Origin of the sequence: Actinoplanes sp. G11-F43 (genome assembly GCF_050589265.1) — a bacterium.
Taxonomy (GTDB): Bacteria; Actinomycetota; Actinomycetes; order Mycobacteriales; family Micromonosporaceae; genus Actinoplanes.
This window is the reverse complement of sequence record NZ_JBNZCE010000016.1, coordinates 90,207-104,222: the sequence shown is the minus strand read 5'-3', so window position 1 is coordinate 104,222 and position 14,016 is coordinate 90,207. Positions and strand designations below refer to the sequence as shown.

Below are 14,016 nucleotides of genomic sequence, written 5' to 3'. Positions count from 1 at the left end.
TGNTGCGTTCCGGTGCGGAACGCACCGGAACGCACCACGCGGGGTGGGCATTGCCGTCACAATTTGTGACATGGGTGACGAATCGGAGCACGAGGGTGGTGGGCGGCGGGTTCGGTGGATCGGAGCCGTGATCGTCGTTCTGGGAGCGGTCGCCGGTGGGGTGCTCCTCGCCCTCGACCGGGACGAACCGTCCACGCCCGCCGCCGTGGTGGTGGCCCTCGCCGACCGGGGGGCGATCACCGTCGACGTCGCCACCACCGGAACCGTCGAACCGGCCACCACCCGCAGCCTGTCGTTCGCGGTGGACGGCACCGTCGCCGCGGTGGACGTCCGGCCCGGCAACCGGGTCGAGGCCGGGCACACCCTGGCCAGTCTGGACGCCACCGACGCGTCCGACGCGGTCGGTGACGCCCAGTCGACCCTGGCCGAGGCCCGGGACCGGCTGGCCGCCGCGACCACCACCTCGGTGCACACCACCGCGAGCGCCACCGTCTGCGCCCGGCCGGCCCGCTCCACGGTGGCCGCCGCGGCCGCCCCCGGCATTCCGGCCGCTCCCGGTGTTCCGGCTGCCCCGGGTGTTCCGGCTGCCCCCGGCATTCAGTTCGCTCCCGGTGTGCCCGCCGTGCCTCAGAACCCGGCCGCCCGTTCCGTGGAGGCCGTGGAGGCCGGCGGCGGTGGTTCGGTGGCTCGTTCGCGGGTGGACGCCGCCCGGGCCGCCGGCACGGCCTGTGCCACCAGGGGATTCCCGGACGACGGCAACGATCCGGTCCTCGCCGCCGAGCAGCAGGTCAACCGGGCCGCGCGGGCTGTCGAGCAGGCCTCTCAGGCGCTGGCCGGGGCGAAGATCGTCGCGCCCATCGCGGGGACCGTGGTCGCCGTCTCCGGCAGTGTGGGGGACCAGGTGCGGGGCGGGGCCACGTTCGTCAGCCTGGCGGACACGTACACGATGCAGGTTCGTGCGGATTTTCCGGAGGCCGACGCCGGAGCGCTGGCCGCGGGACAGAGCGCCGAGGTCACCCTGGCCGGGTCGGGGACCGTGCTGGACGCGACGGTGGTGCAGGTCGACCCGGCCGGGACGTCGGACGGCACGCTGGTCCGCTACGGGGTGCTGATCTCGTTCGCCGACTCGCCGGACGACCTGCTGGTCGGGCAGAGCGCCCGGGTGAAGGTGCGCACCGGCCAGGTCGCCGACGCGCTGCGGGTGCCGTCGACGGCGGTGCACGACGTGTCCGGTGGGGCCGGGACGGTACTGGTGCGCACCGGCGGCACGTCGGTGAAGCGGACCGTAGCGGTCGGGCTGCGCGGCGACCAGTACACCGAAATCACCGGGGGACTGTCCGAAGGTGATCAGGTCGTACGTTCCTGGTGAACCCGGCATTCCCGGAACGCCGGTGACCGAACCGCCCGGAAGGCATGATGAGGGTGTGAACGCGCTTCGACGGCCCAGTACGGCGGTGAACGCCCTGCTGGCCCTGCTGATCGTCGGTGCCGCCCTGTGGGGCTGGAGTCTGCTGCGGGACCCCGGCGAGACGTCCGGGGCGAGCGCTTCCGGCACCCGTACGGTGACCGCCTCGAAGGGCACCGTCACCCGGACCGTGTCCGCTGACGGCACCGTCGCCAGCGCGGCCACCGCCACCGCCGCCTTCGCCACCGCGGGCACCGTCACCCAGATCCGGGCCAAGATCGGGCAGGAGGTGGCGGCGGGCGCCCTGCTGGCCCGGGTGGACCCCACCGACGCCCAGCGCGACCTGGCGCTGGCGCGGGCGAACCTGGCCGCCGCACGGGCCTCGCTGAGCCGGGCCGAAGCGGCCGGCACCGGCACCGACAACGCCGCGAACGCGGTCACCGAGGCCGGGATCGCCGTCGACGAGGCGGAGGCGGCGGTCGCCGGGACCCGGCTGGTCGCCCCGATGGCGGGCACCGTGGTCGCCGTGAACGGCACCCTCGGCGGCACGTCCGCGGTCACCTCCGGCAAGGACACCAGCGCCGGCTTCGTCGACCTCGCCGACCTGAAGAGGCTGCAGATCACCGCCGCGTTCGCGGAGGCCGACGCGACCGAGCTGAAGGCCGGGCAGAGCGCCTCGATCGTGTGGAACGCGCTGAGCAACGCCGAGACCACCGGCGAGGTGATCGCCGTCGACCCGGTCGCCACCAGCACCGACGGCGTAGTCACCTACGGCGTCACGGTCAGCCTGCCCAACCCGCCGGACGGCGCGAAACCCGGCCAGACGGTCACCGTCGCGGTGGTCACCGGCAACGTGGAGAACGCCGTCCTGGTCAACTCGGCGGCGATCAGCACCACCGGCAACCGCAAGAGCGTCACCGTTGTCACCGGCGCCGGCCGGCAGGAGATCCGCCAGGTGCAGGTCGGCCTGGCCGGCGACGACTCCTCCCAGATCACCTCGGGACTGGCGGAGGGGGAGCGGGTGGTCATCCCGACCAGCACCACCGCCACGACCGGCCGGAACGACATGCGCGGCGGCCCGCCCGGCGGCGGCATGGGCGGGCGCTGATGCGGCCGGTTCTCGACGTCCGGGATCTGACCAAGGTGTACGGCGACGGCGACACCGAGGTACGTGCCCTGGACGGCGTCACCCTCCAGGTGGAGAAGGGCGAGTACGTGGCCGTGATGGGCCCGTCCGGCTCCGGCAAGTCGACGCTGATGAACATCCTGGGCTGCCTGGACGTGCCGACCACCGGCCGCTACCTGCTGGACGGGGTGGACGTCGGCGGGCTCAGCGACGAACAGCTGGCCCTGGCCCGGAACCGGCTGATCGGTTTCGTGTTCCAGTCGTTCAACCTGATCCCGCGGACCAGCGCGGTGGCCAACGTCGAGCTGCCCCTGGCGTACTCCGGGATGAAGGCCGCCGAACGACGGCGCCGCGCGCTGTTCTCCCTCGACCTGGTCGGCCTGGCGGACCGGGCCGACCACGAGCCGAACCAGCTCTCCGGCGGCCAGCAGCAGCGGGTCGCGGTGGCCCGCGCGCTGGTCACCGAGCCGGCCCTGCTGCTCGCCGACGAACCCACCGGCAACCTGGACAGTCACGCCACCGAGGACATGCTCGCCGTCCTGGAGGAACTGAACGCGGCCGGCCGCACCATCGTGATCATCACGCATGAGGACGAGGTGGGCGCCCGCGCCGACCGGCTGATCAGGCTGCTCGACGGCCGGATCACCGCCGACTCGAAGCCGGAACCGGCCGGCCGGCACGCGGTGGGGGCACACCGATGAACTTCCCCGAGATCGTCCGGTTCGCGCTGCGCGGCATCGGCGCCAACAAACTCCGGTCGGCGCTCACCATGCTCGGCATCATGATCGGGGTCGCCGCGGTGATCCTGCTGGTCGCGGTCGGCAACGGCTCCGCCCAGGCGATCGCCACCCGGATCGAGGCGCTCGGCACCAACACGCTGACCGTGCTGAGCGCCGACCGCGGCGGCGGTCTGACCGTGAAGGTCTCCGACGCGCTCGACGATCCGATGCTGGCCCCGGACGTACGGTCGGTGTCGCCGGTGGTCAGCACCTCCGCCACCCTCACCTACGAGGGCGCCGAACACCAGGTGGGCTCGTTCGTCGGCACCACGCCGGCCTGGTTCACCGCCTCCAACTTCCCGGCCGCCCGCGGCGCTGTCTTCACCGCCGACGACGAGACCCAGGCCCGGCGGGTGGTGGTGATCGGCCAGACGGTGGCCGAGGAGATGTTCTCCGGCGTCGACCCGATCGGGCTCCAGGTCACCGTCGGCGGGGCGCTGTTCACCGTGGTCGGGGTGCTGGCGGAGAAGAGCTCCACCGGGTTCCAGGACCTCAACGACATCGCCGTCGCCCCGCTCAGTGCGGTCCGCCAGGTCCTCGCCGGGTACGGGCCCCTCAGCTCGATCCTGGTCGAGGCGGACGATCCGGCCGGAGTCGACGCCGTCCAGTCGCAGATCGCCACGGTCCTCGACCAGCGGGTCCCGGCCGGCAGCGACGGCGCCGCCGCCTACCGGATCCAGAGCGCCGCCCAGTTGCTGGAGACGCAGACCGAGACCGCTGACACGTTCACCACGCTGCTCGGGGCGGTGGCCGCGATCAGCCTGCTCGTCGGCGGTATCGGGATCACCAACATCATGCTGGTCACGGTCACCGAACGGACCCGGGAGATCGGCATCCGCAAAGCCCTCGGTGCCCCGCGCCGGGTGATCCTTACCCAGTTCCTGATCGAGGCCACCCTGCTCAGTGTGATCGGCGGCGGGCTGGGGGTGGCCGCCGCGGTGATCGGCAGCCGCTTCCCGATCGTGGGCGTGCAGCCGGTGATCGTGCCCAGTTCGGTGGTGCTCGCCCTGGGCGTCTCCGTGGTGATCGGCCTGTTCTTCGGCGGCCTGCCGGCCGCCCGTGCCGCCCGCCTCCGCCCGATCGACGCACTCCGCTATGAGTAAGGGACCAGCCGTGACCACCACCGATCATGAGACCGAGGTGCTTCCCCGGCCCGAGGCGCCCGCCGACCTGACCGAGGCGCTGGCCGCCGCCGCACCCCGCCGCTGGTGGAACCGCACCACCGTGGCCCTGCTCGCGGTCGCCCTGGTGGCCGGCGGATTCGTCGGCGGTGTGCGGGCCCACGAACGCTGGGGTACCGAGGCCGCCACCGGCCCGTCGATGCCGGAGGTCGGCGGGTTCCCCGGCGGGCGGGGCAATCCGTCCGCGGGCCCGTCCGGAGGCTCGGTCCCCGGCACCACCGGGACGGTCAAACTGGTCGACGGCACCACGCTTTATGTGCAGACCGCGGACGGCCAGACGGTGACGGTGCGGACCTCCGGCACCACCGCCGTGAAGCTGAACCAGACCGTCACCCTGGACAAGCTGCCGGCCGGGGCAGCGGTCACCGTCCAGGGCGTCCCGGACTCCGAGGGCGTCGTCACCGCGACCGCGGTCACCGCGGGCTAGGGCCGCCGTTCCGTCGTGTGCCACTGTGTGGCTCGAATCGAGCCACACAGTGGCACACGTTTCTGGCCTCGACCGCGCATCAGCCCGGATGGTCGCGGGGAGGCCTTGAGCCGGGAGCGCCTTGCGGGGACGGGGCGGGACCGTTTTGACGGGCGTACGAAATCGGGGTTGTGGCAGTGTGGGGTTCATGGGTTTTCGTGAGTTGCACACTGCTGGGACATTCATCATTCCGAATGCGTGGGATGTCGGATCGGGGCGGCTGCTGGAGTCGGCCGGGTTCGCGGCGGTGGCCACCACCTCGTCGGGGCTGGCGGCCAGTCTCGGCAAGCTGGATCAGCAGGTCGGGCGGGACGAGCTGGTCGCGCATGTGGCGGCGCTCGCGGCGGCCCTCACCGTTCCGGTCAGTGTGGACGGGGAGCGGCTGTTCGACGACGTGACCGGGACCGTCGAGCTGCTCGCCGAGGCGGGGGCGGCGGGGGTCTCGATCGAGGACTACGATCCGGTCGCCGGTGCGGTGGATCCGATGGCCACGGCGGTCGAGCGGGTCGGGGCGGCGGCGGAGGCCGCGGGGCGGCACGGGCTGGTGCTGACCGCGCGGGCGGAGAACCTGCTGTACGGGCTCGGTGATCTCGATGACACGATCGCGCGGCTGGTGGCGTTCCGGGACGCGGGCGCGGACGTGCTGTACGCGCCGGGGCTGGTGACCGCCGAGGACATCGAGCGGGTGGTGACCGCGGTCGGCGCCCCGGTGAACGTGCTGGCCATGCCGGGTGTGCCGAGCGTTCCCGAGCTGGCGAAACTCGGGGTGCGGCGGGTTTCGGTGGGTGGTTCGCTGGCGTGGGCGGCGTACGGGGCGCTGCGGGACGCGGCGATCGAGCTGCTGGAGTCGGGGACTACCGGATATCGGGCTCGTGGGTTGACGCCTGGTGAGGTGCAGTCGGCGTTCGGTCGCTGAGTGCCTGGACGGCCCGGTGCAGGACGGCGTCGGCGTCGGTCTCGCCGGGGTTCGCCACGGTGATGCCGAAGCCGGCCCGGGGCTGGATCGCGGTGTCGCCGATGATGATCGGTTCACGCATGGCGTCGCGAAGTCGGGCCACCACCGCCTCCGCCTGCGAGACGTCCGAAATGTCGCGTAAAATGATGATAAATCGATCGGCTGCGACTCGCGCCACCACGTCGGTACCGAGAACGTTGGCCCGCAGCATCCGGCCATAGGCGGACCGCAGCTCCGCACCGCCGCCGGCAAGCTCGGTGGCCACCACGGCGACCGTCCGAGGGCCCCGGACGGCCCGGGCCAACTCCACCGTGAGCGCGTCGTGCAGCCCACGCCGGTCGACGACACCCGAGGCCGCCGGTTCGCCGGGGGCGGCCTCCCCGGTCACCGCGTCGCGCAACTGGGCCAGCGGGGCGAGCGCCAGCAGGAAGTGCGCGATCAGCCGGACCGAGTCCTGCATGCCGCCGCCGGCATCCTGCCGGATGCTCAGATACGTCTCCCCGGCGACGGTGGCCAGCATCGCCGCGGCCAGCAGCGCCACCCGGATCCGGAGCCGGGCCGGCAGCACGAACAGGCCGGTGAGCAGCACCGGGACCGCGGCCAGCAGGGCCAGGTCGGCGGGTGCCGGGAAGCCGGCCGCATCGCCGCGCCGGAGCAGCACCGAACCGGCCAGCAGCCCGAACGCCACCGCCATGATCCCCCACGCGCGCCGGGTGGCCGGGGTGAGCGCCGGATGCCACCACGCCACCACCGCCGCGGCGAGCGCGGTCATGTCCAGCACGAACAGGGTCATCGCCACCTGCGTCCCGACGCCGAGGACTGCCGCGTCGGCCTCGGCCTGCACCGAGATCAGGGTGGCGGCCAGGCCGATGCCCAGCAGCATCACGAAGGCTCCGAGTCGGGACATGGCCCGCTCATCGGCGGGGGCGGTTCAGGCCTGAAACAAATCCGTCGTACGGCCGGCGATGAACTCCAGGTCGGCCTCGAACCCCAGCCCGGGGGTGGTGGGCACGTCGACCAGCCCGCCGCTGCTGACGATCGGGGCGGTGGTGACGTCACGGGCGTAGTACTTGTCCGAGCCGGACACGTCGGACGGCAGTGTGAAGCCGGGCAGCGCGCAGAGGGCCACGTTGGCGGCCCGGCCGATGCCGAACTCGTGCATCCCGCCGCACCACACCGGGACACCGGCCAGGTCGTGGGCGCGCAGCGCGGGGGTGAGCCCGCCCATCCTCGACACCTTGATGTTGATGATCCGGCCGGCGTCCAGTCGTAGTACGGTGAGCAGGTCGTCCACCTCTTCGATCGACTCGTCGAGGCAGATCGGGGTGGTGATCCGCTGTTGGAGTTCGGCGTGGGCGAGCAGGGCGCGAGGTGGGTACGGCTGTTCGATCATCAGCAGTCCCAGGTCGTCGAGCTCTTCGAAGACGCCGGTATCGCCGGGCGGGTAGGCGCCGTTGGCGTCGACATGCAGCGGAAATGTCGGATATTTCTCTCGGATCGCTTTTATCGGCGCGACATCCCAACCAGGGGCGATCTTCAACTTCACTCTGCGGTACCCCTCGGCGATCCGCAGGTCCACCTGGGTGAGGAGATCATCGATGGCCGGCTCGATGCCCAGCGACACCCCGGCCTCCACCGTCGCCCGCTGACCACCGAGGGCTCTCGCCAGCGGCACGCCGTTCGCCCGCGCCCACAGATCCCACGCCGCGATGTCGAACCCGGCCCGCGCGAAGTGATTGCCCCGCACCCTGGCCAGCGCGCCCGCCAGCTCGGCCGGGTGCTCCCACTCGGTCGCCAGGACGATCGGGGTGAGGAACGACCGCGCCACCGCCCAGCAGCTGTCCACCGTCTCGGCCGAGTAGAACGGCCCGCTCGGCGAGGCGCTCTCCCCCCAGCCGACCGCGCCGTCCGCACCGGTCAGGGTGACCAGGATGTGCTCCAGCTCCCGTTTGGCGTGCGAGCTGGTCCGGAACTCGTGCACCAGCGGCAGCCGCACCCGGCGCAGTTCGACACGCTCAATCCGCATAGAGCCCTCCCCGGGCGGCCAGCTCGTCCCGGTCCCGGAGCCGGCGGCCGGCGCCCTTCGCGCTGGCGATGGTCAGGGTGGCGAGCAGGTGCAGGGCCAGCGTCACGGCGGTGGGCGAATTGGCGTACGACACGCTCTCCGTCCCGATCACGATGCCGACCGTGGCGATCGGGGCCAGCGGCGCGTCCTCGGCGTCGGTGATCAGCACCAGCCGCCCGCCGCCGCGCACCCACTCCCGGGCCACCGTGACCGTCTCCCGGCGGTAGCGGGCCAGAGACACCGCCACCAGCAGGTCGCCCTGCCGGATGTCGGCGAGCATGTCCAGCGTGTCCCCGGCCAGATGCACCCCGGACAGCCCGGCGGTGAGGTCGGTGGCGAGCATCGACGCGTACGCCAGGGACTTGCCGTGACCGAGCAGGAACCGGCGCCGGGCCGAGACGATCAGCGCCGCCGCCCGTTCGATCGCGTCGTGCTCGGCCGCCCAGGCCAGGGCCTTCTCGAACTCGGTGCGCTGCTGCTCCAGGACGCGCTGTTTGAGCACCTGGGCGGACCGCCGCTGGACGTGCCGGTCGAACCGCTCGGACGGACTGGTCACGCGTCACCCTCGAAGAGATAGGCCACCCGGCCGGGGGAGTGGGTCACCCCGGTCAGCCGGGCACCGGTGTCGAACCGGTCCCGGAGGGCCTGCCGGAGGACCGCCCGATCGGAGGCCTCCACCGGCGGGAGTGGGACACCGGGCCGGCGGCTGCCCCACAGATCCCAGCTGACCAGGATCCGGTCGGTGGCCTCACCGTAGTAGTCGGGCAGGAACCGGACCCCGGTCGCGCCCAGCACGTCCAGGTTGAAGTGGGCGTTGCGCAGCGCGTACGGGTCGAAGGTCCAGCGCATGGTCCGCGCCCCGGTGGACCGGGCCACCTCGGCCTGCGCCCGTTTCAGCCGCCGGCCCACCCCGAGGCCCTGCGCCCGGGACGCGACCACGGCGGCCTGCGAGTAGTGGTACAGCTCGCCGTCACCGACACCGGTGAAGCCGTAGCAGAAGCCGACCAGGGCGCCGTCCGGATCGAGGGCGCCGATCACCGAGCCGGAATTCTCCCGGAGGGCGGCGAGCAGGCGGGGACTGATGCCGTATTCCCTGCCCGCATAGCCGAAGACCGCCAGGTGCAGGGCGGACGCCGCGGTCCACTCGGCCATCCCGTCCAGCTCGCGCACCCGCACTTCCATGAGCCGCCCCCAGCGAAGATACGAAACGTATAACCCTCATCCTGGCAACATCAGCGCTCGTTGACAACGCCCATCAACAGACTTAGCGTGCGGATATGCTGGATGCGCTGCACCGGTACACGATGCTCGAATCACCCACCGGCGACGCCCGATCGCTCGCCGCGCTCGCCGAGACGCTGGAGTCCGACGCCGCCGCGGCCGGGTTCGGCACCACCCGCGAGCGGCATCCGGCCGGCGACCACCTGCTCTGGACCCTGCCCGCCCGCGACGTGACCGGGCCGCCGGTGCTGCTGCTCAGCCACTACGACACCGTCTGGCCCGTCGGCACCCTCGCGGAGATGCCCTGGTCGGTGACCGGAGACGTGGTGCGCGGGCCCGGGGTCTACGACACCAAGGCCGGGATCGCCGCCCTTCTCGCGGCGGTCCCGCGGATTCTGGACAGACCCCATCCCGAGGTACGGGTGATCGTGGTCGCCGACGAGGAGATCGGCTCGCCCACCGCGGGTGACCTGGTGCGTGCCGAGGCGGCCGGGGCGGGCGCCGTGCTCGGCCTGGAACCCCCGCACCCGGACGGCGCCCTGAAGACCGGCCGCCGCGGCAGCACCCGGGCGCGGATCACGGTGACCGGGGTGGAGGCGCACGCCGCGCTCGACCCGGACGCCGGTGTCAGCGCCATCGACGAGTTGGTCGACCAGCTGCTGCGGGTGCGCGCCCTGGCCGCGCCGCACCCGGTGCTGCTGAACACCGGGACCATCGCCGGTGGCGGCCGGACCAATGTGGTCGCCGGGCGCGCGCACGCCGACCTGGGGTTGCGCTTCACCGACCCGGCCGACGAGAAGGCGCTGCTCACCGCCTTGCAAGAGCTTGCCGCGGTACGGCCGGGAGCCACCGTCACCACCGAGTTGCTGTCCCACCGGCCGACCTGGCGACCCGGCCCGTCCGGCGGCGAGCTGCTGACCCGGCTGCGGGAGATCGCGGCCGGAATCGGTCAGCCGCTGGACGGGCGGCCGGCCGACGGCGCCGCCGACACCAACACCACCGGGGCACTGGGCCGTCCGACGGTGGACGGGCTGGCGCCGTGGGGTGGTGGCGCGCACGCCCGGACCGAGTGGGTGTCGGTGAACGGCCTGGCCCGGCGTACCGAATTAATCTTCTCGATATTGACCGGTCTCGTTTAACGGTGTTACGAGCCGGGTATCATCGCGCCACTCCGTGTGAGGAGGCGCCAGTGTTGAGTGACGACGACCGTCAAGTGATAGCCGACCTGGAAAAACGGATCCTGCTCAGCGACCCGGAGTTCGCCGCGCGGATGGCGGACCAGCCGGCCGGAGTCCGGTTCCCCACCGTGTCGGTGCTCTGCGCGATCCTGTTCATCCTGGTCCCGCCGGTGATGCTGCTGTTCGGCTGGCCCGGCCTGATCATCGTGGTCGACCTGTTCATCGCGGCGCTGGTCGCGGTCCTGCTGCACCGCCGGCAACGGTGAACGGGTCAGGTCACCAGCTCCGTCAACGCCGCCTCGAAGATCTCGTGATGGCGGGTCACGTCGGCGAACGTCGTCCGCGGGCACATCAGTGCCATGTTGTGGAACGGGGTCAGCAGCACGCCCCGGTTCGCCAGGTAGACATGCAGGAAGTCCTCCAGCTCGGCGTCCGCGCCGGCCGCCGACTCGGTGCCGGTGCGCGGGGCGGGGCTGGTGAACCGGTATTCGACACGGGCGCCGAGGCGGCTGACCGACCACGGTAGGCCGTACCGCTGGATGATGCCGACCAGTCCCTCGGCGAACTCGGTCGCCGTGCCGATCATCGTGCCGAACGCCTCGTCGGTGAGCACCTCGGTCAGCGTCGCCCGGGTCGCGGCCATCGACACCGGGTTGCCGGCGAGGGTGCCGCCCACCCCGCCCATGTCGATCAGGTCCAGGTCGGCGCGCCCCAGCAGGGTCGCGGCCAGCTCGTCACTCAGGCCGTAGGCGCCGACCGGCACCCCGCCGCCGATCGCCTTGCCGATGGTGACCACGTCCGGATCGAGGTTCCAGTACGCCGTGGCCCCACCCGGCCCGGCCGAGAACGTGTGCGTCTCGTCGTTGATCAGGTAGGTGCCGTACCGGCGGGTCAGCTCCCGCACCCCGGCCAGATAGCCGTCCTCCGGCAGCACGATGCCGATATTGGTCAGCGCCGGCTCCATCAGCACCGCCGCCACATCGCCGTGCGCCAGCTCCCGCTCCAGGCCGTCCAGGTCGTTGAACTCGGCGACCCGGCTGGTCATCGTCACGTCCACCGGCGCGCCGACGTTGCCCTCCCGGCTCATCCCGCGCCCGTCCGGTCCGACAACGATCAGCGACTCGTCGACCGAGCCGTGGTAGCAGTAGCTGTTGACCAGGATCTTCGGGCGGCCGGTCACGGCGCGGAGCAGGCGGATCGCCCACCGGTTGGCGTCGGTCGCGGTCAGGGCGAAGCTCCATCGGGGTACGCGGAACCGCCTCGCCAGTTCGGCGGCGGCGATCGTGGCGTCCTCGGTGGGGAGCATGGTGCTGAGGCCGCCGCGTTCACTGATCCGCCTGGTGACGGCCTCGACCACCGGCTCGGGGGAGTGGCCGGCCATCGCGCCGGTGTCGCCGAGGGCGAAGTCGATGAACCCGTTGCCGTCGACGTCGGTGATCCGGTTGCCGCGCGCACCGTCCAGATACACCGGGAAATTCCCGGCCGCCTTGTTCATCCAGGTCATCGGCACCCGGCCGAACAGGTTGTCCGCTTCCGCATACCTCTGACGCGACCCCGGGTGGCGAGCGGCGAACACCGCCCGCTCCCGGACCGTCAACTCGTGCAAACGGGAGCGCGAAACACCGGAATCCGTCGACATGGCGCGACGCTACCAGGGAATCGTCACTTCTCCGTCGTCCTGAGAACGGTAACCGTCTTTCCTCGCCCGTCGGTCACGTACAGTCGCAGGCCGTCCGGGGAGATCGCGTTCACCCGGGGACTGTCTCCGACCTTCACCGTCGACACCACCTTGCCGTTCCCCAGATCGATCACCGACAGGTCGTCCGAGCCCTCGTTCACCACATACGCGTGCCTGCCGTCCGTCGAGATCATCACAGCCTGGGGTTCCTTGCCGACCCGTACCTTGTGGAGCTGCCGCTGATCTCCGGTGTCGTACACCTCAAGGGTGTCCACGTCGTAGTTGGTCACCACCAGCTTCGACCCGTCCGGGGTCACCGCCAGCGCGTGCGGCGACCTGCCCACCTTGAAATTCTTCCGCACCAGCAGATCGTCCACGTTCACCACCGAGATCTGACTCGACTCGTGATTGGCCGTGAACGCGGTCTTCCCATCCGGGGTGAACACGATCCAGTGCGGGTTCGGCGGCACCGAGATCCGCGCCGCCTCGGTCAGTGACTTGTCGTCATAGATCTCCACCCGGGCCCCGTTGTGAATCGGCACCCACACCCGCCCGTCCGGCGCCACCGCCGGCTCGAACGGCCGCGGCCCGGTCCGGATCGTCTTCACCAGCTCCCTCTTCGCGGTGTCGATCACCGCCAGGCCGTTGCCGGTGAAGTTGTCCTCGAACAGCGACACGTACAGCCGCGACCCGTCCGCCGACAGCGCCAGGAACCGGGGCGTATTCGGCACCGTCACCTTGCTGAGCTGCTTCGACTCCACATCGACGAAATGCACGTCCGTCGAGTCCTGGTCGGCCACGTAGATGGTCCGGTTGTCCGGCGACACCGCCACCCCCTCCGGCTCCCGGCCCAGCTCGATCCGGTCCACCACCACCGGTTTCGCCAGACTCACCACCGGGTCCCGGGTGCCCGCGGGCTCGGTCGCCGGCGCCGTCGGCTCCTCACCGGCGGGCGCCTCCGGGTCGGTCTGCGCCGGAGCCGGGTTGGGCCGGGCGGCTTCCGGTTCCTCCCGATTCAGGGCGAATCGCACACCCGCGTAGGCCCCACCGGCAAGCAACAGAAGAACGACCAGAACCCCCGCGACAACAGCGATGCGCCGCCGTCCAGGCTTCTCACCCTCATTGTCGTACGGGGATACGCCCGCCCCCGCCGGATATCCGCCCCCACCATTCCCCACGCCGTAGCCCCCACCGGGGTGGCCACTCCCACCGGCCCCGCCGGGGTAACCGACTCCACCCGGTCCGCCGGGGTAGCCGCCTACGCCCTGGCCTCCGGGGTGCCCGCCTCTACCCGGTCCGTCGGGGTAGCCGCCTCCACCCGGCCCGCTGGCGTAATCGCTCCCGCTGGGCCCGTTCGGGTACCCGCCTCCGCCCGGTCCGTCGGGGTAGCCGCTCCCGCCCGGGCCGTTGGGATAGCCGCTGCCTTGTCCCGCGGCGGGCCCGCTCAGGTAGCCGGTGGGCGCATCGGGGTCATCGAGGTCGCCGAATCCCTGCCCTCTGCCGGCCTCAGCCCCAGCCCAGGCCCCAGCTCCTACTCCTGCCCCGGCCCAAGCCCCGGCGCTGGACCCGGCTCCACTTCCCGGCCAAGCGCTTCCCGACTGCCCATCAGCCGGTTGACCACTCGTGGGCGGGCCGCTGGCCGGCTGCCCACCACCATATTGACCGCTTTGTCCAGCAAATCCGTTTGGTTCAGCAAGCCCGGCGCCGTACCCGTATGCCGGTCCACCCGGCCCCTGAGCCCACGAATCCGCGTCGGCCCAGGACCCTGCCGGCGAACTCGGCCATGGAACAGCCGGCGACACCGGCCACCCGCCACCCTGCCCCTCCGTCGCGGGCTGACCGGGATCCTGTTTTTCCGGTATACGCTGACCCGGCCCCTCCGGTGCGCGCTTATCGGGACGGTGCGCTTCCGGAGTGTGCTGACCGGGACCATGCGCTTCCGGAACGTGCTGACCTGGTCCA

General features: G+C 71.8%; 14 protein-coding genes. 8 read left to right on the top strand and 6 right to left on the bottom strand.

From position 1 onward, the window contains the following. Window positions 1-70 precede the first annotated feature (70 nt). The 6 genes from ACQ0O7_RS18775 (at window position 71) to ACQ0O7_RS18750 (ending at window position 5,873) form a co-directional block, all read left to right on the top strand. Entirely contained in the window at window positions 71-1,369 is a 1,299-nt protein-coding gene (locus tag ACQ0O7_RS18775) for an efflux RND transporter periplasmic adaptor subunit (RefSeq protein WP_430783412.1), read from the top strand. 55 nt (window positions 1,370-1,424) lie between these two features. Continuing rightward, on the top strand, window positions 1,425-2,513 hold the full coding sequence (locus tag ACQ0O7_RS18770; protein WP_430783411.1) for an efflux RND transporter periplasmic adaptor subunit: 1,089 nt from the start codon (window positions 1,425-1,427) through the stop codon (window positions 2,511-2,513). Further along, window positions 2,513-3,232, top strand: a complete 720-nt coding sequence (locus tag ACQ0O7_RS18765) for an ABC transporter ATP-binding protein (protein ID WP_430783410.1) — start codon at window positions 2,513-2,515, stop codon at window positions 3,230-3,232. The genes ACQ0O7_RS18770 and ACQ0O7_RS18765 overlap by 1 nt, the downstream gene beginning before the upstream one ends. Next, the gene (locus tag ACQ0O7_RS18760; protein ID WP_430783409.1) at window positions 3,229-4,413 is read left to right on the top strand and encodes an ABC transporter permease; all 1,185 of its coding nucleotides are present in this window, start codon (window positions 3,229-3,231) and stop codon (window positions 4,411-4,413) included. The genes ACQ0O7_RS18765 and ACQ0O7_RS18760 overlap by 4 nt, the downstream gene beginning before the upstream one ends. A gap of 10 nt (window positions 4,414-4,423) precedes the next feature. After that, window positions 4,424-4,918 (top strand): hypothetical protein, encoded by a 495-nt coding sequence (locus tag ACQ0O7_RS18755; RefSeq protein WP_430783408.1) that lies wholly within the window; start codon window positions 4,424-4,426, stop codon window positions 4,916-4,918. A 187-nt stretch (window positions 4,919-5,105) separates the two neighbouring features. Next, a complete protein-coding gene (locus ACQ0O7_RS18750) occupies window positions 5,106-5,873 on the top strand; it encodes an isocitrate lyase/PEP mutase family protein (RefSeq protein WP_430783407.1) in 768 nt (255 codons plus the stop codon). On the opposite strand, the gene ACQ0O7_RS18745 is transcribed toward ACQ0O7_RS18750, so the two are convergent. The 4 genes from ACQ0O7_RS18745 to ACQ0O7_RS18730 are packed head-to-tail and all read right to left on the bottom strand — an operon-like array spanning window position 5,812 to window position 9,147. Further along, the gene (locus ACQ0O7_RS18745) at window positions 5,812-6,819 is read right to left on the bottom strand and encodes a diguanylate cyclase domain-containing protein (RefSeq protein ID WP_430783406.1); all 1,008 of its coding nucleotides are present in this window, start codon (window positions 6,817-6,819) and stop codon (window positions 5,812-5,814) included. The two genes, ACQ0O7_RS18750 and ACQ0O7_RS18745, sit on opposite strands and share 62 nt — an antisense overlap. A gap of 24 nt (window positions 6,820-6,843) precedes the next feature. Continuing rightward, a complete protein-coding gene (menC, locus tag ACQ0O7_RS18740) occupies window positions 6,844-7,938 on the bottom strand; it encodes an o-succinylbenzoate synthase (protein ID WP_430783405.1) in 1,095 nt (364 codons plus the stop codon). Then, the gene (locus tag ACQ0O7_RS18735) at window positions 7,928-8,533 is read right to left on the bottom strand and encodes a MurR/RpiR family transcriptional regulator (RefSeq protein WP_430783404.1); all 606 of its coding nucleotides are present in this window, start codon (window positions 8,531-8,533) and stop codon (window positions 7,928-7,930) included. Before ACQ0O7_RS18735 ends, menC begins: the two co-directional genes overlap by 11 nt. Beyond that, on the bottom strand, window positions 8,530-9,147 hold the full coding sequence (locus ACQ0O7_RS18730; protein ID WP_430783403.1) for a GNAT family N-acetyltransferase: 618 nt from the start codon (window positions 9,145-9,147) through the stop codon (window positions 8,530-8,532). Before ACQ0O7_RS18730 ends, ACQ0O7_RS18735 begins: the two co-directional genes overlap by 4 nt. Before the next feature lie 107 nt (window positions 9,148-9,254). On the opposite strand from ACQ0O7_RS18730, the gene ACQ0O7_RS18725 reads away from it, so the two are divergent. Both ACQ0O7_RS18725 and ACQ0O7_RS18720 read left to right on the top strand, forming a co-directional pair. Next, window positions 9,255-10,337: a M20/M25/M40 family metallo-hydrolase gene (locus ACQ0O7_RS18725; protein ID WP_430783402.1), complete on the top strand. Its 1,083-nt coding sequence runs from the start codon at window positions 9,255-9,257 to the stop codon at window positions 10,335-10,337. Between the two features lie 53 nt (window positions 10,338-10,390). After that, window positions 10,391-10,642, top strand: a complete 252-nt coding sequence (locus ACQ0O7_RS18720) for a DUF3040 domain-containing protein (RefSeq protein ID WP_430783401.1) — start codon at window positions 10,391-10,393, stop codon at window positions 10,640-10,642. Window positions 10,643-10,647: 5 nt separating this feature from the next. On the opposite strand, the gene ACQ0O7_RS18715 is transcribed toward ACQ0O7_RS18720, so the two are convergent. Both ACQ0O7_RS18715 and ACQ0O7_RS18710 read right to left on the bottom strand, forming a co-directional pair. Further along, a complete protein-coding gene (locus tag ACQ0O7_RS18715) occupies window positions 10,648-12,015 on the bottom strand; it encodes a transaminase (protein ID WP_430783400.1) in 1,368 nt (455 codons plus the stop codon). 23 nt (window positions 12,016-12,038) lie between these two features. Beyond that, the gene (locus ACQ0O7_RS18710; protein ID WP_430783399.1) at window positions 12,039-13,085 is read right to left on the bottom strand and encodes a YncE family protein; all 1,047 of its coding nucleotides are present in this window, start codon (window positions 13,083-13,085) and stop codon (window positions 12,039-12,041) included. Window positions 13,086-14,016 lie beyond the last annotated feature (931 nt).